General features: G+C 71.2%; 15 protein-coding genes and 2 tRNA genes. 9 read left to right on the top strand and 8 right to left on the bottom strand.

The window, feature by feature from the left end:
• Window positions 1-89: 89 nt before the first annotated feature.
• Entirely contained in the window at window positions 90-1,049 is a 960-nt protein-coding gene (locus tag E4V99_RS10225; RefSeq protein WP_135117145.1) for an AraC family transcriptional regulator, read from the top strand.
• 34 nt (window positions 1,050-1,083) lie between these two features.
• Complete coding sequence (locus tag E4V99_RS10220) at window positions 1,084-1,995, top strand: TrmH family RNA methyltransferase (protein ID WP_135117144.1); 912 nt, start codon at window positions 1,084-1,086, stop codon at window positions 1,993-1,995.
• On the opposite strand, the gene E4V99_RS10215 is transcribed toward E4V99_RS10220, so the two are convergent.
• Complete coding sequence (locus E4V99_RS10215) at window positions 1,893-2,222, bottom strand: DUF6804 family protein (protein ID WP_135117143.1); 330 nt, start codon at window positions 2,220-2,222, stop codon at window positions 1,893-1,895. The two genes, E4V99_RS10220 and E4V99_RS10215, sit on opposite strands and share 103 nt — an antisense overlap.
• 134 nt (window positions 2,223-2,356) lie before the next feature.
• Here E4V99_RS10215 and E4V99_RS10210 point away from each other — a divergent pair, with 134 nt between their 5' ends.
• Window positions 2,357-2,854 (top strand): DUF1269 domain-containing protein, encoded by a 498-nt coding sequence (locus tag E4V99_RS10210; protein ID WP_135117142.1) that lies wholly within the window; start codon window positions 2,357-2,359, stop codon window positions 2,852-2,854.
• 222 nt (window positions 2,855-3,076) lie between these two features.
• On the top strand, window positions 3,077-5,260 hold the full coding sequence (locus E4V99_RS10205; RefSeq protein WP_167758112.1) for a tannase/feruloyl esterase family alpha/beta hydrolase: 2,184 nt from the start codon (window positions 3,077-3,079) through the stop codon (window positions 5,258-5,260).
• 69 nt (window positions 5,261-5,329) lie between these two features.
• Here E4V99_RS10205 and E4V99_RS10200 read toward each other — a convergent pair.
• From E4V99_RS10200 to E4V99_RS10180, 5 genes are all read right to left on the bottom strand, one after another.
• Window positions 5,330-5,403 (bottom strand) — tRNA-Met (locus tag E4V99_RS10200).
• A gap of 24 nt (window positions 5,404-5,427) precedes the next feature.
• A tRNA-Thr gene (locus E4V99_RS10195) sits at window positions 5,428-5,499 on the bottom strand.
• Between the two features lie 64 nt (window positions 5,500-5,563).
• The gene (locus tag E4V99_RS10190) at window positions 5,564-6,886 is read right to left on the bottom strand and encodes a M23 family metallopeptidase (RefSeq protein WP_245233156.1); all 1,323 of its coding nucleotides are present in this window, start codon (window positions 6,884-6,886) and stop codon (window positions 5,564-5,566) included.
• Between the two features lie 184 nt (window positions 6,887-7,070).
• Complete coding sequence (locus E4V99_RS10185) at window positions 7,071-8,642, bottom strand: MDR family MFS transporter (RefSeq protein WP_135117139.1); 1,572 nt, start codon at window positions 8,640-8,642, stop codon at window positions 7,071-7,073.
• Between the two features lie 102 nt (window positions 8,643-8,744).
• Complete coding sequence (locus E4V99_RS10180; protein ID WP_135117138.1) at window positions 8,745-9,539, bottom strand: inositol monophosphatase family protein; 795 nt, start codon at window positions 9,537-9,539, stop codon at window positions 8,745-8,747.
• A gap of 201 nt (window positions 9,540-9,740) precedes the next feature.
• On the opposite strand from E4V99_RS10180, the gene E4V99_RS10175 reads away from it, so the two are divergent.
• The 5 genes from E4V99_RS10175 to E4V99_RS10155 all read left to right on the top strand — a co-directional run bounded on the left by E4V99_RS10175 (window position 9,741) and on the right by E4V99_RS10155 (window position 16,054).
• A complete protein-coding gene (locus E4V99_RS10175; protein ID WP_167758111.1) occupies window positions 9,741-11,063 on the top strand; it encodes an MFS transporter in 1,323 nt (440 codons plus the stop codon).
• A gap of 45 nt (window positions 11,064-11,108) precedes the next feature.
• Window positions 11,109-12,152 carry an alpha/beta hydrolase gene (locus E4V99_RS10170; protein WP_135068655.1) on the top strand — a complete coding sequence of 348 codons (1,044 nt, stop codon included), beginning with the start codon at window positions 11,109-11,111 and terminating at the stop codon, window positions 12,150-12,152.
• The gene (locus E4V99_RS10165; protein WP_135117136.1) at window positions 12,149-13,828 is read left to right on the top strand and encodes a CocE/NonD family hydrolase; all 1,680 of its coding nucleotides are present in this window, start codon (window positions 12,149-12,151) and stop codon (window positions 13,826-13,828) included. The genes E4V99_RS10170 and E4V99_RS10165 overlap by 4 nt, the downstream gene beginning before the upstream one ends.
• Window positions 13,829-13,892: 64 nt before the next feature.
• Window positions 13,893-14,942: an alpha/beta hydrolase fold domain-containing protein gene (locus E4V99_RS10160; protein ID WP_135068659.1), complete on the top strand. Its 1,050-nt coding sequence runs from the start codon at window positions 13,893-13,895 to the stop codon at window positions 14,940-14,942.
• Window positions 14,943-14,974: 32 nt separating this feature from the next.
• Entirely contained in the window at window positions 14,975-16,054 is a 1,080-nt protein-coding gene (locus E4V99_RS10155; RefSeq protein WP_135117135.1) for a LacI family DNA-binding transcriptional regulator, read from the top strand.
• On the opposite strand, the gene E4V99_RS10150 is transcribed toward E4V99_RS10155, so the two are convergent.
• A complete protein-coding gene (locus tag E4V99_RS10150) occupies window positions 16,015-17,100 on the bottom strand; it encodes a hypothetical protein (RefSeq protein ID WP_135117134.1) in 1,086 nt (361 codons plus the stop codon). The two genes, E4V99_RS10155 and E4V99_RS10150, sit on opposite strands and share 40 nt — an antisense overlap.
• Window positions 17,101-17,186: 86 nt before the next feature.
• Window positions 17,187-20,651 (bottom strand): bifunctional proline dehydrogenase/L-glutamate gamma-semialdehyde dehydrogenase, encoded by a 3,465-nt coding sequence (locus E4V99_RS10145; RefSeq protein ID WP_135117133.1) that lies wholly within the window; start codon window positions 20,649-20,651, stop codon window positions 17,187-17,189.
• Window positions 20,652-20,659: the final 8 nt, after the last annotated feature.

The following is a 20,659-nucleotide window of genomic DNA, read 5'->3' as shown; positions in this document are numbered from 1 at the left end:
AGAAACGCCGTGATTCTTGCTCGATCGTCCAGCAACCGTGGACCGCCGGGAGTAATCTCTTCCGCAATGACCTCGATCGGAGGAGCCCCATGGATCGAGCACGGCTCGCACGACTGCTCCGAACCGTCCAGATGCGGAGCACGTTCTACTGCCATGCCGAACTGACCGGCCCGTGGGCGCTGGAGATGCCGGCCATCGAGGACTCCGTCAGCTTCCACGTCGTGACGAACGGGTCCTGCTGGGTGCGGCTCCCCGACTCCCCTCCGCTCGAACTGCGCCGCGGCGACCTCGCCCTCGTGCCGCACGGCAGAGGTCACGACCTCGTGAGCTCGCCCTCGGCGGGCCCGGCCCTGCGGGTCGACCGGCTTCCGCAGGAGTACATCGGCGAGCAGTACTCCACCCTGCGGCACGGCGGCTCCGGCGAGGCGTCGCAGCTCATCTGCGGCATCGTCTCCTTCGACGCCCCCGCCGCTCGAGAACTCATGCGTGCGCTGCCCGCCGTCGTGCCGGTGCGCGGCGACGACCTCGAGGCCGGATCCTCCGTCCACGACACGCTGCGCACGATGGCGAGGGAACTGTCGCACCCTCAGATCGGCGGTGAGACGGTGGCCACACGCCTGGCCGACGTGCTGGTGCTCCAGGCCATCCGGGCATGGATCGCCGGCCAGGACGGGTCGGCGAGCGGGTGGATGCACGCGGTGCAGGACGAGCGGATCGGGCGTGCCCTCGAAGCCATCCATGACGATCCCGGGCGCCGGTGGAACCTCCAGCTCCTCGCGCACGCGGCCACAATGTCTCGCTCTGCCTTCAGCGCGCGCTTCACCGAGCTCACCGGAGAAGCCCCGATCGCCTACCTGGCGCGGTGGCGGATGGCTCTGGCCCAGTCGCGTCTGGCGGACGGCGATACGACGGTCGCCGCCCTCGCCGACGAACTGGGATACCACTCCGAGGCGGCGTTCCATCGGGCCTTCACCCGCATCGTCGGGCGGACCCCCGGCTCCATCCGTCGACGAAGCCCTCTCCGCGCCGAGGTGGCCGCGCCGTCTTGACCCTGACGTCGCGTCATGCTCGAAGGTGATCGTCATGGCAAGCACGGCAGAGCGGGTGGGAAGGGCCGACGGGATGACCGCCGGCACGATCATCGGCGACGTCGGCCATCCCGCCGTGCGCCGCGTCCGCGACATCCTCCGGAGCTCGGCCGTCCGCCGGCGCACATTCGTCATCGACGACGAGGAGAACATCCTCGAGGCCGTGCGCAGCGGAGTGCGCCTGGACAGCGTCTACGGCACCGTCGATCAGCAGTCACGGCACGCGCCCCTTGCCGCAGCGGGGTTGACGGATGCGCCGTTCCATCTCCTCGCCGACGACGTCGTCGCGGCCCTGTTCGGCACGGACAGGCGATCACGGCTGTTCGCGCTGGCGCGGACGCCTCCCCCCGCCGTCCTCGCCGATGTGATCGCCCGGCCGGGCGACATCGTGGTCCTCGACGGAGTCCGGCTGATGGGCAACGTCGGGGCAGTGATCCGCTCGGCACGCGCGTTCGATGCCGCCGGAGTGGTACTCCTGGACAGCGGAGTTCCCACCGTCGTGGATCGGCGGCTGGTGCGCTCGAGCCGCGGCACGGTCTTCGCGATGCCGGTCGTGCTGGCCGACGCGGGCGAGCTTCAGCGGTGCCTCGACCGGGCCGACATCCCCGTCGCGAGCCTCAGCGCCCGCGCGCCCGCTCCCCTCAGCGAGGCAGGCCTCGTCGATCGCCGCCTCGCCCTCCTGATGGGCAGTGAGAGGCGCGGGGCGTCCGCCCGCATGGAGGAGGGCGCGGCGCTTCGTTTCCACGTCCCGGTGAGCCCGGCGGTGGAATCGCTCAACGTCTCCGTCGCGGCCGCCATCGCGCTCTACGAGCGGCGGGTCCGGATGAGTGCACCCGCGATCAGGAAGACGACCGCTGCGACCGGCTGGGCGGCAGTCCACACCGGTCCGCTCAGCGCGAGCGGATAGACGGGATTCCACACGACGGCGATCGCGACGAACACCGGCACCCACCACCAGTGCCGCGCCTGCACCGCGAACCACGCCACGATCAGGGCGAGGATGGCGGTGGCGAAGAGCACGAACAGCGCCCACCCGGCACCGAACAGCAGCGGCGCGAGGAACAGGATGGCCGCCGCGAGCAAGGACGGGACGAATGCGTTGCGCTGGGCCGGTGCCCGCGAGGGTTGCGCCATCCACTCAGCCTCCCACGGATGCGCCGGCCACCTCGCCATGCGACGACGGGCCGAAAGGCCCGGCCGTCCTTGCTGCCCTGCGCGGCCGGGAACTAGCGTCGGCCAGACACCACCCCCAGCGAAGCGAGGACCCCATGGCCGACCTGATCGTGATCGCGTTCGACACCGAGCCGGACGCGGAAGCCGCCTACAACAAGATCCAGGAACTCCAGAACGACCTCGTGGTCGAGCTCGCCGGGCTCGCGCTGGTCAAGGTCGACGGCGACGGCAAGACCCGCGTCGAATATCCGGGCTCGGCGGCCAGGTTCGGTCTCGGCACCGCCAGCGGAGCCCTGTTCGGAACGCTCGTGGGCATCCTCTTCTTCGTCCCCGTCGTCGGCCTCGTGTTCGGCGGCCTCCTGGGCGCCCTCTTCGCCGCGATGGACAAGTCCGGCCTGGATGCGGAGTTCCGCCAGCGTGTGCAGGACGCCGTGAGCGCCGGGAAGTCGGCCGTCGTCCTCTACGCCACCAAGCTGACGGCGGACAAGTTCGCCGCCGCCCTGGCGCCCTACCACGGGAGCGTCGTGCAGACCTCGCTGTCCCACGATCAGGAGCGCGAACTCGTCCACGACCTCAGCGCCACCTCCGCGTAGGCGAGGTCGGCGGGAATCACTCTTTTCCGCCCTCACCGTCCCGGCGGGGCCCCGCCGAAGAGTGACTGGGCCCGGGCCGGCAGGCGGGGGTGCGGGGTTCGTTGATGGACCATTTTGTCGACGATCATGGCGCAGACCTTCCTGTCGCATGCCCCGATCGGTAGTTTTGCGCGTAGGTCCGGCGCCCCCGACCGGACGTGTGAAGACTCGACGAGGAGCATCATGCACAGAATGACGCATGCCGTCGCGACGGTGACCGTCGCTTTGGTGGCAGCGCTACTGACCAGCACAGCCGCGTCCGCTCAGGAGGCAGCCCCTCCGATCGATGCCGAACGCTGCGCTGCTTTGGTGGGAATGGAGATCGACGCCGCGGAGATCGGCCTGCCCACGACGGGAGCCGCGGTCACGGCAGCCGAGTGGGTGACGGAGACCAACGGCCAGTGCCGCGTGAAGGGCGATATCCGCCCTGTCGACCCCACTGCGCCGAACATCACCTTCCAGGTGAATCTTCCCGACAACTGGAACAGCAGAGCGCTGCAGATGGGCGGCGGTGGCCTGAACGGCACCCTGGTCGCCGCGACCGGACCCTACCGCTATCAGCCTCCCGGGCAGCCGACCCCGCTGCAGGACGGCTTCGTCACACTCGGATCCGACGGAGGTCACCAGGGCGGAGGCGGCAGCTTCGCACTCAATGCGGAGGCGCTGCTCAACTACGGGCAGCACTCGATCAAGAAGACCCATGACGTCGCGATGTCACTGATGAAGGCCGCCTACTCCGCCGAACCCGAATGGTTCTACTTCGCCGGGTTCTCTCAGGGCGGTCATGAGGCCCTCGACGCGGCGGGACGATACTCGGACGACTACGACGGCGTCGTCGCCGGCACGCCTGCGTACAACGTGACGATGATGCACGCCGGCTGGGGCGACGTGTACAAGAACGCCCTCTACGCCGACGGGGGCGCCGGCTGGGTGAACCCCGCCAAGCAGACCCTGCTCGTCGACTCGGTGTACGCCACCTGTGACCCCATCGACGGCCTGGCCGACGGCATCATCTCCGACATATCGGGGTGCCTCGAGGCATTCGATGTCCAGACCCTGCGCTGCCCGGATGGAGCGGACACCGGCGACACGTGCCTCTCCGACGCGCAGATCGCGACGCTCGACACGCTGGCCTCCCCCAACGACATCGGCATCGACATCGCCGGAAACAGCGTCGCCGCACCGAACCCGATCTACAACGGCGGACTGCTCGCGGGCGGCACGATAGCCGGGTCGGCCATCCGGGGACAATACAACCTGGGTCTCGCCCCGACACCGTCCAACCCCGCCGTTCCCGCCCAGGACGCGTGGCACTACCAGACCGGAGATACGAACGCGAAGTGGTTCGTCACCGGCGACCCCACCCTCGACTATCTGGACTTCGACCTCCGGGCGCACGCCGAGCGCGTCTCCGAACTGGGCGACATCGTGGACACCACGAACGTGGACTTCACCCCCGCGCACGACAAAGGCGTGAAGATCCTGCTGTACACGGGGCTCGCCGATGACGGCATCTCGCCGTACAACACCATCCAGTTCTACGACCGGCAGGTCGCGGCGATGGGGAAGGAGAAGGTCGACGAGTTCCTGAAGTTCTACACGATCCCCGGGATGTCGCACGGCTTCGGCCCGTTCGTGGCCGGTTTCGAGTCGCTGCCCGCGCTCATGAAGTGGGTGGAGGAAGGTGTCGAGCCGGGCACCCTCACGGCGATCGACACCGTCGCCGCAACCGCCGGACGCGAGCGCCCCGTGTGCGAGTACCCGACGTGGCCGCAGTACACCGGCGAAGACCCGGACTCCGCCGACAGCTTCACGTGCGTCACCGACGCGTCGCCGGTGAACACCGCGGCGCCGCTCATCAGCGGCACCCCGGTCGTGGGGTCGACCCTCTCCGCGAGCGCCGGCGAGTGGACGGGCGGCGAGCCGACCTTCGCATATCAGTGGCTGCGGGACGGGCAGCCGATACCCGGTGCCACCTCGGCGCAGTACCGTGCGACCCCCGCCGACCAGGGCACGTCGCTGAGCGTGCGGGTGACCGCCACGTCCGCCGGCGGTTCCACCGAGGCGACAAGTGCCTCGGTGACCGTGAAGTACAAGGCTTCGGTTCTCGTGACGACGAAGCCGCTGTTGGTCACGAGCACGTCGAAGAACGTGACCGTCACCGTGCACATCCTGCCCTCGCGGGCGAGCGGCGACGTCACCGTCACGCTTGCCGGCAGGACCTTCACCGGAACGGCGGTGGACGGCAGAGTGACGGTGGACGCCGGCAAGCTGCCCCGGGGGGCTCACGTGATCACCGCGACCTATGCCGGTGACGACGCGGTCGCACCCGGAAAGGGCTACGGGGTGGTGCTCGTCCTGAGGTAGCCTTCCCGCCGGACCCGGCAGCCGCCGGAAGCAGAGAACCCCCGGGGATTCCCCCGGGGGTTCTGGCGGTAGCAGGAGCGGGGCTTGAACCCGCGACCTCACGATTATGAGTCGTGCGCTCTCACCAACTGAGCTACCCTGCCGCGACGCATCCGTTGGATGCTTCGAGCCCCGAGTCAGGATTGAACTGACGACCCCTTCCTTACCATGGAAGTGCTCTACCACTGAGCTATCGGGGCGTACCCGGAGCGATCCGGGCAACTCAACGAGAATACCAGAGCCCTGGGCCTCGCCTCACGCAGGTCAGCCGCCGGCGTGCTCCCGGAGCCACGGGAGTGGATCGATCGCCGTCGTACCGCCGGCGAGGAGTTCGAAGTGCGTGTGCGCGCCGAAGGAGCGCCCGGTGTCTCCGGTGCGGCCGAGGAAGGTCCCCACGCTGACCTGCTGGCCCGGTGTGACCTGGAGCGAGCCGTACTGCATGTGCGCGTAGCGGCTGGAGATCATCTCGCCGTCGATGACGTGATCGATCACGACGGTGACACCGAAGGCCCCGCCCGATTCGGTCGCGATGCGCACCGTGCCGTCGGCGATCGCCTGGATGGGCGCACCGGCGCCGGGCACGAAGTCGAGGCCCTCGTGCAGGCGGCCCGAGCGCATCCCGTAGCCGTAGGTCATCGGCACCCCGACCGCGAACGGCCACTGGATGGCCGAGCTCGGGTTGTTGACGAAGAAGCTGGAGAAGTTGGAGATGCCCGACTCGGCGGCGATCTCGGCGATCGTCGCGGTGCGGTAGCTCTCGTTGCGTACGAGGCCCTGAGTGTGCACGTCGGCCGGCGCGACGTAGGCCTGGATGGCCTCCTCGTCGGTTTCCGCGTCGCCCGGCGCCATGACGCTGAGGGCTGCCGTGCCACCCTGCGCAGCGGCGACGGCCTCGACCGGCGTGGTCATGCCGACGGTGAGCAGTCCGACGACGCCGATGACGCCGACGGAGAAGGATGCAGCGGCCATCCGCCGGAAGCCGGCACCGCGTCGCGCGGGCTCCGGCGCCGGAGCAGGCGTCAGGTCGCCCTCGTCGCGCGCCGCGGCGGCGACCTGCACGGGCGTCTCACCGGTGAAGGCGAACAGCCGGGCGGCGGCCTCGAACGCATCGAGTTCCGTCTCGTCCAACAGGGGCGCGGCCTCGTCGGCCAGGGGATGCGCGTCGGCCTCGGGCCATCCGGTGCGCACTCGGCCGAAGGCGGTGTCCTCTGCCTCCGCAGCACGCCCGGCGCGCACCTGCGGGAGATCGATCGGCGAGGTGGGGAGAGTGGCGGGCGAGGCGTCGATGGCGGCCGCAGCCGTCTCGACGACCACCGGAACGTCGGCCGGAACGGCGGGGAGCTCGAGCGCTTCGGGCGCGAGGTCGGGCAGGTTCTCGACGGCGACCTCGGGCGCGACGCTCGCGGCGCCGAGTCGGCCACGGGCTTCACGACGCGTGAGCGGCGGAGAGGCGGGCGCGGCCGGGAGGGTTTGAGCCTGTCGCCGCAACTCGGCTCTGGTGAGGGCGAGGCTTTCGTCCGCACGCGCGTGGGACGTGTGGCCGGACCGCCGGGGAAGGGCGGGCTCAGCCGGGCGAGGGTCGGTCAAGACGAGGAGGCTTCCGGGTCGTGTCACGAGGGCGCGACGATGTACATCGATTCGGGTTGGGCCACCCCCGCCATTCGGGCGACGAAGGTAACGATCGGGTAAACACTACATCGCGCGGTCTGGGAATGCCATGTGGACGTGAATCGAGCGGTACATCCCGCGGCTGCCGGAGCATGCGCTCGCTTCAGGATGACGCGCGCGCGCTCAGTCCGGCACGGTCGGACAGGCGGATCTCACGCATGAAGAATGCCGCGATGAAGCCGACCGCCGCCACCGGGACGAGGTACCAGAAGGACGGCGCGAGGGAGGTGGTGTAGGCCTCCACGACCGCCTCGCGCACGCTCGCAGGCAGGGACGCGACGTCGGCGGGGGTCAGGGAGCGGGCGCCGAATGCGGCAGGCACGTCGGATGCCGGCAGCTGCCGCATGTCTTCGGCGAGTGTCGTCGACAGACGCGTGGTGAAGGCGGTGGAGAACGCGCTCGTGCCCACGGCGGCGCCGATCTCTCGCAGGAAGTTGTTGGTCGAGGTCGCCACGCCCACCTGGGTGGCCGGAACGGAGTTCTGCGCCGCGATGACGATCGTCTGCAGGACCGCGCCCAGCCCGAGTCCGAGCACGAAGATCATCGCCCCGAACAGCACCATCGACATGCCCGCCGAGATGAGGGTGAGCCAGGCCAGCGCCGCCGTCGCGACCCCCATCCCGACGATCGGATAGAGCTTGTAGTGGCCGGTGCGGGTGATGAGCAGGCCCGACGCGAGGGAGGTGATGAGGATGCCGATCGTCATGGGCAGCATCAGCAGACCGGATTCGGTGGCCCCCACGCCCTGCGCCATCTGCAGGAAGGTGGGCAGGAACGACAGCGCCGCGAACATCGCCATGCCGATCGAGAGGGCGATGATCGCCGCGACGGCGAAGGTGCTGCTGCGGAACAGACGCAGCGGCACGATCGGGTCGCTGACCCGCGACTCCACGACGAGGAAGCCCGCCACGGCGAGCAGGGTCCCCGCCGTCAGCGCCAGCAGCCCCGGATCGCCCCAGTCGTAGCCGGCGGCGCCGGTGAGGGAGGTCCAGCTCGTGAGGAAGACCACGCCGGCTGTGGCCGTCGCCAGCAGCAGCGCCCCGCCGAGGTCGAAACGGTGCGCGGGGCGGTGCGAGGGCAGCTTCAGGGCGAACCATGCGACGCCCAGAGCGATCAGCCCGATCGGCACGTTGGTCCAGAAACACCACCGCCAGCCGGGCCCCTGCGTGAACCATCCGCCCAGGAGCGGGCCGGTCACCGTCGCCACGCCGAACACCGCACCCATGGGGCCCATGTACTTGCCGCGTTCGCGGGCGGAGACGATGTCGGCGATGACGGCCTGCGCGAGGATCACCAGCCCGCCGGCGCCCAGCCCCTGCACCGAGCGCCAGAGGATCAGGTCGACGAACGACCCGGCGAGCGCGGAGCCGGTCGATCCGACTACGAACAGCGCGATCGCCACGAGGAACGGGATGCGCCGACCGACGAGGTCGCCCAGCTTGCCGTAGATCGGCATGACGATCGCGATGGCCAGGAGGTAGGCCGTGATGATCCAGCCCTCGTTCTGCGCGGCGCCGAGGTCGCCCACGATGGTGGGAAGCGCCGTGCCCACGACCGACTGGTCCAGGGAGGAGAGGAACATCGCGGCAAGGAGTGCGCCGAAGATGACGAAGACGCGTCGGCGGGAGAGCTCGACGGGCGGGGCCGAGCTCGGTCCTTCGACGGGCTGGGTCATGCCCCGGGTCTACGCCGTGACACCTGGTGAGGCAAGCGTGGATCGCTCATCCGGGCCTTTGGGACCGGGAAGCCGCACGAGCCGGCAGGCGGTGTGGGCGTGTCAGTCGTCCAGCAGCGCAGACAGCCGCTCGAAGAGACCGGGTGCGGCGGCGATCGTCATGCGCCGGCCCGGACGGCCGCCGGGCGAGCCCGACACCACGCCGCCGGCCTCGTGGACCAGGAGCGCGCCGGCCGCGTGGTCCCAGGGCTGCAGTCCACGCTCGTAGTACGCGTCCAGTCGCCCCGCGGCGACGCTCGCCAGGTCCAGGGACGCCGCGCCCCCGCGTCGCAGATCGCGTGCGAGGGGCATCACCCGGCGGATCTGGTCCAGAGTGCCCTCGTGCGTGGCCGGGTCGTAGCCGAATCCGGTACCGATCAGGGCGCCGGCGGGGCCGGCATCGTCGTTGACCCGCAGCCGGTGGTCGCCGAGCCATGCGCCGCCACCCTGGGCGGCGCGGAAGAGCTCCCCGGTGGGTGGGCAGTACACGACGCCCGCCAGCGCGGTCCAGCTCTCCGGGTCCGGCTCACCGGCGACCGCGGCGATGCTGACGGCATAGGCGGGCTGCCCGTAGGCGTAGTTGACGGTGCCGTCGATGGGATCGACGACCCACGTGACCTCCGCGCCGCTCGGCCGGCCACCCGACTCTTCGCCCAGGAACCCGTCGGCCGGCCGCGCGACGCTCAGGCGCTGGCGGATCAGGTCCTCCACCTCGCGATCGGCCTCGGTGACGATGTCGGCGAGCGCCGACTTGGTGGCGGCGATCGTGACGCCCTCGGCGCGGCGCCGGTGCGCCAGGGCGCCGGCCTCCCGCCCGATCTCGGTGGCGATGTCGAGCAGGTCGTCGGCGGAGGTCATACCTCCACGCTACTGGCGCGTTCCCCGTCGCTCCGTGCACCGCCGAGATCCACCCTTCCGAGGGACGGTTCTTTCTGTAAAGTGTGAGAGCTTTACTTTCGCTTGTCGCACCGCTGCGACGGAGCCGCGCCGCCATGAGTCAGGACGCGCACTCCCTCGGCACGGCGCTCACCGACGAGCATGTCGATGAGGAGCCGACGAATGTCACCGAGCCTGCCCCGGGAGGGGAACGCCCGCGCGGGCGCGACTCCCGCCTCGGAAGCGATCCTTGCGGAACCGGTGGCGGATGCGGGCAGTGACGAGGTGCCCGGGTCCCCGCAGCGCCGCAGCTTCCTGTTCTTCTTCGTACTCGCCTGGTTCGGGCTGAGCCTGGCGACCGGGACGATCGGCGGGGCGGCCATCCCCAAGGTCTTCGCCTTCCTGGACGACGACACCAAGGGGCTGAACCTCTCGATCACGGCGGCGATCGGCGGAATCGTCGTCATGGTGATCACTCCGCTGTTCGGGCGGTTCAGCGATCGCACGATGTCGTCGCTGGGCAAACGGCGGCCTTGGATCCTCGGCGGCGCGATCGCGGGAACCGTGGGCGTGGTCGTCCTGGCCTTCTCCGGCTCGGTGTGGATGGTCGTCCTCGGATGGATCATCGTGCAGTGCGGGTTCGGCGCATCCAACGCCGCCGTCCACGCGCTGCTGGCCGATCAGATCCCCAAGCGCATCCGGGCGAGGGTCGCCGCCGTCGCCAGCGCCTCCGCGGGTCTGGCGCTCATCGTGGGCGCATCGCTCATCGCCGCGCTGCCCAACGGGGCGCAGTGGTCGTGGTTCCTCGTTCCCGGTGCGCTCGGAGCGCTCTTCAGCGCGCTGCTGTTCTTCGGGCTGCGCGACATCGTCCGCACGGAGCGCCCCGCCCCCTGGAAGTGGTCGGACGTCGTGGCGACGTACTGGCTCGACCCCATCCGCTACCGCGACTTCTTCTGGGCATGGTCGTGCCGGCTTCTCGTGACGATGTCGATCGTGTCGGTGTCGACCTACCTCCTGTTCTTCATCATCGATCACCTCGGAGTACCGGCCGAGGAGGCATCCGGAGTTCAGGCGATCACGCTGATCGTCTTCACCGTCGGCAACATCGTCATGACGATCCTGTTCGGGTGGATCTCGGACCGCACCGGCCGACGCAAGGGGATCGTGTGGGCATCGTGCGCACTGTCGGCGGCCGGCCTGCTCGTGGCGATCGCCGCCCCCGACATGTTCCTGGTCGGCATCCTCATCGTCGGGGCGGCGCAGGGCGCGTACGTCTCCGTCGACATCGCGCTGATGACCGAGGTGCTGCCGACGTTCGAGGAGGCCGGGAAAGACCTCGGGATCGTCGCGCTGTCCTACCAGCTGCCGCAGCTGCTCGTCCCTGTCGTCGCCGTGCCGCTGCTGGCGATCGGCGGCGGTGAGAACTACACGGCGCTGTACGTCGCCGCGATCGTCTTCGCCGTGCTCGGGGGGCTCTCGGTGCTGCCCATCAAGAGTGTGCGCTGATCGGGACGGATCGTCGTCCACCCGTATGCCCGGACTGGAGAGCTCATGCCGTTGCCACGCCCGCTGAGTGACAGCGAGCCCGACCACGCGGCCCTGATCGCGGAGATCATCGCCCGAGGACTCCCCCGGCTCGCACCGGGCGGAGGCCCGCTGCCCGAGCCGCCGCCGGCCGATCCATCCTCCCGGCCGGCATGGGAAGCCGAGGTGGCGCTGCGACGCGCACGCCACGACGCCGCCGCCCTGGCCGCGGGCGCGTTCTACGACACGATCCTGGCGGAGGCCTCGGGCGCCGCTTTCCCCGCGGCGGGCGAGCAGCCGGTCCAGACGACGTGGGCCGGTGCGCCGGTGCCCGGGGGCGCCGTGGGGCTCCGGGTCCACCGTCCGGCCGCCGAGGAGAAGCTGCCCGTGATCGCCTTCGTGCACGGCGGGGCCTACTGGATGGGCGGTGGCGCCGCCGGCTGGCACCTGAACGACACCCTGTGCCGGGAACTCGCCGCACGCCTTCCGGCCGTCGTCGTCGGAATCGACCACCGCCTGGCTCCGGAGCATCCGTACCCCATCCCCGCCGACGACGTCGCCGCGGCGATCTCGTGGATCGCCGATCACGCCGACGAGTGGGGAGCGGATGCGGACCGTCTCGTGCTCTTCGGGATCAGCTCGGGCGGAAACCTCGTTTCCGCCGCAGCGCACCGCGCCCTGGACGGGGAGCTGCCACGTCCGGTCGCCGTCGTCCTGCAGTCCCCGTCGGTGGATCTGAGCATCGAGTCGGGTCGCTTCCGGGCCGACGAGGCGAGCGTCGCGGACGCCCGGCGGATCATCGCGCTGTACACGGCCGGCGCAGACCCGGAGGATCCGCGCGTCTCACCCGCTCGCCGAGAAGACCTCCGCGGCTCCAGCCCGACCCTCGTCATCACCGGCGACGACGACCCGTTGAGCGCGGACGCGCTGGCCTACGCCGATCGGCTCGAGCTCGCGGGGGTCGCCGTAACTCGGCACCGGTATCCGATGACGCACACCGTCGCGACACCGGAGGTGTTCCGCCGCATGCACGACGAGACCCTCGCGTGGCTGGGCGGGGTGCTGGAATGAGCCCAGCGTCACCGTCGGCCGCGTTCCCGCGCGCGGTGGATGCTCCGCGCCTGCGCCGGCGGGCACGCGCGGAGCACCGGCGGCTCGGGGCCACGGCCGGCATGCCCGCGCCGAGCCACTCGGGCGTCAAGGTGCAGCGGGACATCCGCGTCCTCGCCTCCGACGGCGTCGCGCTGCTCACCGACCACTGGTTCGCTCACAACGCCGGCGGGGCGACGATCCTGATCCGCACGCCCTACGGCCGGCGCGGCATGGCGGCGGTCGCGACGTTCTTCGCCGAGCGCGGGCACCACGTCGTCATCCAGAGCGTCCGCGGGACTTTCGGGTCGGGCGGGCAGTTCTCCCCATTGCGCGACGACGTGTCAGACGGCCAGGCGACGATGCGGTGGCTCCGCACCCTGCCGTGGTCGGCCGGCCCTGTCATCTCGTGGGGTTTCAGCTACGTCGGAACGACCCAGTGGGCACTGTGCGACGGCCCCGACCGCCCCGACGCCCTCGTCGCGGGGCTGTCGGCCCGCAGCATCGACCGCGCCATGATCTATGCCGGCGGCGGTTTCAGCATGGAGACCGCCGTGACCTGGGCGTACGCCCTCGACATGCAGGAGCGAGCACTCATCGTGCAGCTGTGGAAGCTCCTGCACGCCCGGCACCGCGTCGCCCGGGGCAGCCTCGCCGTGCCTCCGGAGACCGCAGTACGCGTCACGACCGGCCGGGAGGCGGCCTTCTTCCGCGATTGGCTCGCGCACAGCGGCGACGACGCGTGGTGGGAGCCGATGCGGTTCGCCGGCGACCCGCGGACTGTGCCGCCGGTGACGGTGATCGCCGGGTGGCACGATCTTTTCCTCACCGGTGGAGTGGACGATTACCGGGAGTTGCACGCCGCCGGCCGCCCCGTCCGCCTGATCGTCGGCGACTGGACCCATGACGGGGCCGAAGCGGGGGCCGTCGCCGTCGGGGAGGCGCTGCGCCGCCTGAGCGATGCCGCGACGGTGCCGCCCCCATCGCCGGTGCGCGTGCAGGTGGGCGGCGCGGGCGGATGGCGCGACCTTGCGGCCTGGCCCCCTCCGAGCACCGACTCCCGGTGGCTGCTCGCGCCGGAGGGTCACCTCGACCCCGTCACGGGCACGCATGCCGGCAGCAGTGAGCACACGATCGCGTACGCGTACGATCCGGCAGATCCCACACCCCAGGGCGGCGGACGCTCCCTCAACCCCTTCACGTCCGGGCCGCGCGACCAGCGGGAGCGCGAGAGGCGGGCGGACGTCCTCGTCTTCACCGGCACCCCGCTCCCCCACGACACCGTCATCATGGGCGAGGCGACCGTCGACCTCACCTTCACCTCGACGAACCCCCGCGTCGATTTCTTCGTCCGCCTGTGCGATGTCGACGTGCGCGGACGCTCGCGCACGATCACCGACGGGTACCGGCGCATGGACGCTGTCGGCACCGTCTCGGACCGACGGAGCGTGCGTCTCACGCTCTCCCCCGCGGCGTACCGCGTGGCGGCCGGGCATCGGCTGCGACTCCAGGTGTCCTCCGGCGCGCACCCGCTCCACCTGCGCAACCCCGGCACCGCCGATCCACTGCACGACTTCGGCCGGCTGATCCCCAGCACGCAGACGATCGTCCTGGGCGGGGCGAGCCCCTCCCAGCTGACTCTGCCGGTGGCCGAATGATCGCCGCATCGCCCGCCGGCACCCGACCAGCGAGCTCCGAGACCGCATCCGAGGAGGACGCCCCATGATCGACTACACCGGCCTGGAGCCCGGCATTCGAGACTGGCTGGCCCGCATCGACGATCTGCAGGCGGAGTTCCCCCTGCCACGGCCGGGGGATTTCCCCGCCCGGCGCGAACGCGATCGGCGGCTCTCCGATGCGCTGGCGGCCGAGTTCGTCGCACCGGTGGATCCGCGTGCCGAGCTCACCGACATCGAGTTCCCCGGCGTCGACGGGCACGCACCGCTTTCCGCCCGCCGCATCCGACCTCGCGGAGTCGGCGGGCCCTTGCCCACCCAGCTGTTCCTGCACGGCGGCGGCTTCGTCTCGGGCAGCGCTCGCGAGCTCCTCAACGACGCGGTGCTGTCGGAGCGGTCCGCCGCGGCGGGGTTGCAGATCATCGCGCTGGACTACCGGCTGGCTCCCGAGCACCCGTATCCCGCCGCCGTCGAAGACGCCCTGTCGGTCCTGCAGGCGCTGTACACGGCCGCAGACCGCTGGGACGTCGACCCCTGGCGGCTGGGGATCGGCGGCGGCTCCGCGGGCGGCCACATCGCGGCCGTCACGGCGTTACGGCTGCGCGACGCGCGGCGCGCGGACCCGGCCGGCCCGTCACTCGCGCACATGCTTCTCGAGGTTCCCGCACTGGACCTGTCGGTGGACTGGCCCTCCATGCGGGCGTTCGCCACACCGGCCGAGCTCCAGGGCGCCCTGGCGGTCGTCGCGGCGTACCGCGGTGTCGAAGACCCCGGCCCCTACCTCAACCCGTCCCGGGTCGCCGACCTGTCCGGGCTTCCCCGCACCCTCGTCATGACGGCACAGTTCGACGCACTGCGGGATGCGGCCGAAGCCTTCGTGCACCGGATCACCCATGCCGGCGTGGCGGGACGACTCCGCCGAGGCGCGGGCCAGTTGCACGGCACGCCCGGCCTCACGGCGGCCGTCGCGTCGTCGCGCGACTGGCAGGAAGCGGCGATCGAGGAGCTGCGCGGGGAACTGGCCGAGTTCGACAGTGCCACCGCGACGGACCGCGAGGACCCCTCTCACACCGCCGACGCGTCGCCGTTACGATGAGGTCCGTGCGGATCGAAAGGTCGCGATGAGTCATGCCGTCTGACATCGAACCGCCCGACGAACGACGCGCATCCGCGAACGTGACGATCTACGAGGTCGCCGCCCGATCCGGCGTCAGCATCGCCACGGTCTCGCACGCGCTCAACCGTCCGGAACGGGTCGCCCCCACCACTCGCCGGCGGATCCTGGAGACGGCGGAAGAACTCGGATTCGTCCCCCGGGGCCGGGGCAGAGCCGTGCGGACCCTGCGTCGCATCGCCGTCGTCGCGCCGTTCTCGACGCATTCCACGTATCTGCAACGGCTCCTGGGGGTGCTCGCGGAAGCGGAACCCGACGCCGATGTGACCGTGATCGACTTCCCCGCGACGGATCAGCCGACGATCGACCGCGTCGTGGGCCGCGGGCCCGTGGACGGTCTCATCATCATGGGCGCCGAGCCGACGACGCGCCTGGCGGCGGAGCTGGAGGACAGCGGGGTACCGATCGTCCTGCTGGATCGGCCCTCGCAGGAGTACACCAGCGTCACCGTCGACGACAGGCGGGGCGGAGCACTCGTGGCCGATCACCTGCTCGAAGAGGGTGTGCGCGAGATCGCGTGGGTGAGCCCCGTACCGCGCTCGAGCGAATACGTCACCAACGGCGAGCTCCGCCTCCAGGGCTTCGCGCAGCGACTGCGCGAAGCGGGCTTCGACCGCAAGCTCGCCTTCGTCGTGTGCGACGACAGCTTCGAGGGCGGGCGGGCCGCGGCGGCCGAACTGCTCGCGGCGGAAAAGCGGCCCGACGGCGTCTTCGCCCTCCACGACATCATCGCCGCGGGTGTGGTGTCAGGGCTGCGCGAGGGCGGCGTCCGAGTGCCCGACGACGTCCGCGTGGCCGGCTACGACGATGTCGAGGTCGCGGAGGTGTTCTCCGTGACGACGGTGCGTCAGCCGTTTCCCGAGAGCGGTGCGGCGGCCGTGGAGGCGCTGCGGGCGCTCCGGGCCAACCCGCGTCGACCGGTGTCGCACATCAGCCTGCTTCCCGAGCTGGTCGTGCGCGGGTCCACCGCGACGACCAGCCCGGGCGCGGCGGATCAGCGCGGTGCCGGCGGCGGAGGCGGGAAGCCCTCGTAGCCCGGCTGCGGAGCACCGGGATAGCCGGGCTGCTGCTGCTGCTCGGCCGGCGGGTACGCCTGCGGCTGCTGCTCGGCGGGCGGGTACGCCTGCGGCTGCTGCTCCGGCGGGTACGCCTGCGGCTCGGCGGCCGGATACGCCTGCTGCTGCTCGACCGGCGGGTGCGCCTGCGGAGCGCTGCCCGAAGCGAGACCGTGCTGCTGCGGGTACGTCGGGTAACCGGTGTAGTACGCGTTCCAGTCGGGCGACCCGTCGGGCATCACCGGCAGCGGCGTCACGCCGTCGGCGAAGGTGGGCCACGGCAGGAGCGCCGGCTGCTCGGGCGCGTACGCGGCGCCGCCCTGCGCGGGCAGCGCGGCGTACGGCGCGGGCAGCGCGGCGTACGGCGCGGGCTCGGGCCGCGGGCGCTTGGGCGCGAACAGGGCGTTCATGAGCGGGATCAGCGCCGTGCCGACGGCCGCGAGGATCGTGATGGCCACGACGATGCGCCAGTACAGGTCACGGAAGTCGATGAACTCGTGGAACGTGAGCGGCAGCACGAGCATGACGGCGAGGCTGGCGACGAGAGCGACGGTGACGCCCGCGATCGTCTGGGTGAACGGCGTGATGTGGCGCGCGAGGGACTTGATGTAGAGGCGCACGTGCAGCAGCGCCAGCTGGAGCACGAGGATCACGGCGAGGAAGGACACGAAGCGGGTGAAGCCCTCGAAGCCGTATTCCTCTGTCGGCATCCAGATGAGGAACGCCCCCACCAGAAGCGTCACGACCCACGTGATCATGCTCGTGAGCGCGAACCACGCGGGCCGGCGCTCCGAGAGATGCACATCGAGGATCGCCACTCCGGCGAACGCCGCCAGCAGCAGGATCGTCAGGAACGCCCGGCCGATGATGTCGTTCTCGGGCCCGATGAGCACCCAGACCACGCACACGATCGCTGCGGCGATGAGTGCACCGATGGCGACCCAGATCGCCATCCTCAGCAGACCGCGGCTGCGGTCGCGGGCGGGCGGGGCGGGCTGAGGCGGATGCTGCAGGGCTTCGGTCATGAGGATCCTCTCGTGGCAGGTTCGCTCCATCCTGGCATGCGCACGCTCCGCCGCCCGGCTGCGTCGGCCCGGCTGGGGAAGATCCGCTAGTGTTCTCGCCCCGGGGGCATGACGCCGTCGACCACTGCAGCAGGCACGGCGTACCGACGCGGCGTCCCGAACCGGTGGGCGGTGATCGACACGGCCTGCTCCCGCAGGAACGGGAGCATCTCCACCCTGCCCGCACTGACGGCCGGGCCCGAGTACACGGCGACCGCCGGTGATCCCTCCGTCGCCGCGGCGATATCGCCCACTGACCCGCCCAGCAGCCGGATGCGACCACCTCCGCGCGCCAGGTCCGCCACGCGCCGCGTCCAGGCGGCGGGTCCCTCCGTGTGCGCCGTGATCCCCAGGCCTTCCAGCCAGGCGCGCACCGCCGGCGCCGGGTCGCTCGCGGTGCTGACGGTGAGATCCGCGCCGGCGCGCGCACCGGCGGCGACAACGCGCACGAGCGACCGCCAGGGCGCGTCCTCGATCCGGACGGTCACGGCAACGGGCGCATAGCGGAGGACGTTCTGCTCCGTCTCGAGCGCGGAGACGTCGCGGGCGAGGCCGAACTCTTCACGCCAGGCCCGCTCATCGGTGGCCAGTGCAGCGGCCAGCCATGCCCGATCGTCCTCGGGCACCGCGGCAAGGGCCGTGGTGGCGAAGGCGTCGAGGCGGCCGTCGGCCGAGGGCGCCGCATCCGTCCACGTTCCGAACCCGAAGAGGTAGCTCGGACCGCCGGCCTTGGTTCCGGCCCCCACCGCCGACTTCTTCCAGCCGCCGAAGGGCTGCCGCTGCACGATGGCCCCTGTCGTGCCTCGATTGACGTACGCGTTGCCCGCCTCCACCGTGCGCAGCCACGTGGCGATCTCCGCCTCCTCCAGCGAGTGCAGCCCCGAGGTCAGCCCGTACTCGATGGCGTTGACCAGCGTGACGGCTTCTTCCAGCGTCGCGGCGGACATGACTCCCAGCACCGGCCCGAAGTACTCGGTGAGATGGAACTCGCTCCCCGGCTGCACACCCACCCGGATGCCCGGGGTCCACAGCGCGCCCTCGTCGTCCAGACGTCGCGGCTGCACGAGCCAACGCTGACCGGACTCGAGCGTCGTGAGCGCGCGCAGGAGCTTTCCCTCCGCCGGGCCGATGAGCGGTCCGATGCGGCTGGCGGGCTGCCACGGCATCCCCACCTCCATCGAGGTGACGGCATCCACGAGCTGCTGCCGGAACCGGTCGGAAGTCGCGACCGATCCGACCAGGATCACCAGCGACGCGGCCGAGCACTTCTGGCCGGCATGGCCGAACGCCGAGAAGGCCACGTCGCGGGCGGCGACATCCAGGTCGGCGCTCGGGGTGACGATGATGGCGTTCTTGCCGCTGGTCTCGGCCAGCAGGGGCAGATCCGGCCGGAAGGAGCGGAACAGCTCCGCCGTCTCGTACGCGCCGGTGAGCACGACGCGCTCCACCGCCGGATGCGCGATGAGCCGCCGCCCGAGATCGCGGTCCTCCAGCTGCACGTAGCGCAGCACGTCGCGGGGGACGCCGGCCTCCCACAGCGCCTCCACCATGACCGCCCCGGCCCGGCGCGACTGCCGCGCCGGCTTGATGATCACGGCACTTCCGGCGGCGAGGGCGGCCAACGTGGACCCGGCAGGGATCGCCACGGGGAAGTTCCACGGCGGGGTGACGACCGTCAGCGCCACGGGCGCGAACTCGGCGCCGTCGACCCCGCTCAAGCCGCGACCCTGCTCGGCGTAGTAGTGCGCGAAGTCGATCGCCTCCGACACCTCCGGGTCGCTCTGCTCGACGACCTTGCCGCATTCGGAGCCCATGACCTCGATGAGGTCCGCTCTACGGGCCTCGAGCACGTCGCCGGCGCGGTGCAGGATCTCGGCGCGGCCTTCGGCCCCCAGGGCGCGCCACGCGGCGGATGCCGCGGATGCGGCGGTGAGGAGCTCATCCAGCGCGCCCGCCTCGGTGACGATGTGCCCGGCAGCGGTCTCCTCGCCCAGGCGGGAGGCGGCCATCCGGCCGACGATGCCGGCAGCCCACTCCCGGTTCGCGGCGATCGACGGATCGGAGTCGGGCGCGTTGCGGAATCCGCCACGCGGCGCCGGCTCCGCCGGAGTGCGGCGGTCCTGTACCCGGCGGGGCTCGGGAACACCGGAGGGCAGATCCTCGAGGGCGGCGAGGAAACGGTCGCGTTCGCGGGCGAACAGGCCCGCGTCGCTGTCGAGGTCGAACACCGCCGACATGAAGTTCTCCCCCGACGCCCCCTCTTCCAGGCGGCGGATGAGGTAGGCGATCGCGACGTCGAACTCCTGGGGGTGCACGACCGGCGTGTACAGCAGGATCGAGCCGACCGTGCGCCGCACGACGGCGGCCTGCGCCGTGGCCATCCCCAGCAGCATCTCGACGTCGATGCCGCCGGTCACGCCGCGCCGTTCGGCGAGCAGCCACGCCAGGGCGATGTCGAAGAGGTTGTGCCCGGCCACCCCGATGCGCACGTGCGCGGTGTGCTCGGGGCGCAGTGCGTAGTCGAGCACCGCTTTGTACGACGCATCCGTCGCCTGCTTGGTGGGCCAGGTGGCCAGTGGCCAGTCATGCACGTCGGCGTCCACGCGCTCCATGGGGAGGTTCGCGCCCTTGACCACGCGCACCTTGATGGGTGCGCCGCCGGCGGCGACGCGCGCCGCCGCCCACTCCTGGAGCCGCATCATCGCGCCCAGGGCGTCGGGCAGGTAGGCCTGCAGGACGATGCCCGCCTCCAGGCTCTGGAACTCCGGTTCGCCGAGGGTGCGCATGAACACCTCGAGGGTGAGGTCGAGGTCTTTGTACTCCTCCATGTCGAGGTTGACGAACTTGCCACCCGCGGCGGCGAGCCGGTACAGCGGCCGCAGGGCGTCGACGGCGTCGGTCACGGCATCCTCGAAGGCCCACGGCGTGTGCGGCGCCACCGTGGACGACACCTTGATCGAGACGTAGTCCACGTCGTCCCGGGCGAGCAGGCGGCGCGTGCCCTCCAGCCGGCGCGCGGCCTCGCGCTTGCCCAGGATGGCCTCCCCGAGGAGGTTCACGTTCAACCGGATGCCGCTGTCCGCTCCACCGCGGATCCGCGCGATCGAGCGTCCCAGGCGGCGGTCGGTGGCATCCACGATGAGGTGACGGACCATCGCGCGCAGCGCACGGCGGGCGATGGGCACGACCACCGCCGGCAGCACCGGCGCGGCGAGCGCCCCCGCACGGATCGCGGCCCTGAGGTACCACGGCAGGAAGGCGGGGACGAGGGGTTTCAGCGCGGCGAGGTTCCGGGCGGCCACGCGCAGATCCTCCGGACGGACGACGCCGTCGACGAAGCCGACGGTGAAGTCCAGCCCGCGCGGGTCGCGCAGCACCCCGGCCAGGCGCTGGGCGGAGACGTCGGCGGGCTGATCCCGCGCCGCCTCCAGCCATGCGCGCACGAGGGCGATGGCCTCGTCGGCGAGATCGGCCGGCGCGACGGCGTGGGGCGGGGAATCGGTGAGCGTCATGGCGTGCC

The sequence above is a fragment of the Microbacterium sp. dk485 genome, from assembly GCF_004570445.1.
Classification (GTDB): Bacteria; Actinomycetota; Actinomycetes; order Actinomycetales; family Microbacteriaceae; genus Microbacterium; species Microbacterium wangchenii.
This window is presented reverse-complemented; position numbering and strand designations above follow the sequence as displayed.

Coding starts and splice junctions, on each gene's coding strand:
- E4V99_RS10225 (WP_135117145.1), top strand. CDS start 90: ATGGATCGAGCACGGCTCGCACGACTGCTCCGAACCGTCCAGATGCGG.
- E4V99_RS10185 (WP_135117139.1), bottom strand. CDS start 8,642: ATGACCCAGCCCGTCGAAGGACCGAGCTCGGCCCCGCCCGTCGAGCTC.
- E4V99_RS10165 (WP_135117136.1), top strand. CDS start 12,149: ATGAGCCCAGCGTCACCGTCGGCCGCGTTCCCGCGCGCGGTGGATGCT.
- E4V99_RS10150 (WP_135117134.1), bottom strand. CDS start 17,100: ATGACCGAAGCCCTGCAGCATCCGCCTCAGCCCGCCCCGCCCGCCCGC.
- E4V99_RS10175 (WP_167758111.1), top strand. CDS start 9,741: ATGTCACCGAGCCTGCCCCGGGAGGGGAACGCCCGCGCGGGCGCGACT.
- E4V99_RS10155 (WP_135117135.1), top strand. CDS start 14,975: ATGCCGTCTGACATCGAACCGCCCGACGAACGACGCGCATCCGCGAAC.
- E4V99_RS10210 (WP_135117142.1), top strand. CDS start 2,357: ATGGCCGACCTGATCGTGATCGCGTTCGACACCGAGCCGGACGCGGAA.
- E4V99_RS10160 (WP_135068659.1), top strand. CDS start 13,893: ATGATCGACTACACCGGCCTGGAGCCCGGCATTCGAGACTGGCTGGCC.
- E4V99_RS10145 (WP_135117133.1), bottom strand. CDS start 20,651: ATGACGCTCACCGATTCCCCGCCCCACGCCGTCGCGCCGGCCGATCTC.
- E4V99_RS10170 (WP_135068655.1), top strand. CDS start 11,109: ATGCCGTTGCCACGCCCGCTGAGTGACAGCGAGCCCGACCACGCGGCC.
- E4V99_RS10220 (WP_135117144.1), top strand. CDS start 1,084: ATGGCAAGCACGGCAGAGCGGGTGGGAAGGGCCGACGGGATGACCGCC.
- E4V99_RS10180 (WP_135117138.1), bottom strand. CDS start 9,539: ATGACCTCCGCCGACGACCTGCTCGACATCGCCACCGAGATCGGGCGG.
- E4V99_RS10205 (WP_167758112.1), top strand. CDS start 3,077: ATGCACAGAATGACGCATGCCGTCGCGACGGTGACCGTCGCTTTGGTG.
- E4V99_RS10215 (WP_135117143.1), bottom strand. CDS start 2,222: ATGGCGCAACCCTCGCGGGCACCGGCCCAGCGCAACGCATTCGTCCCG.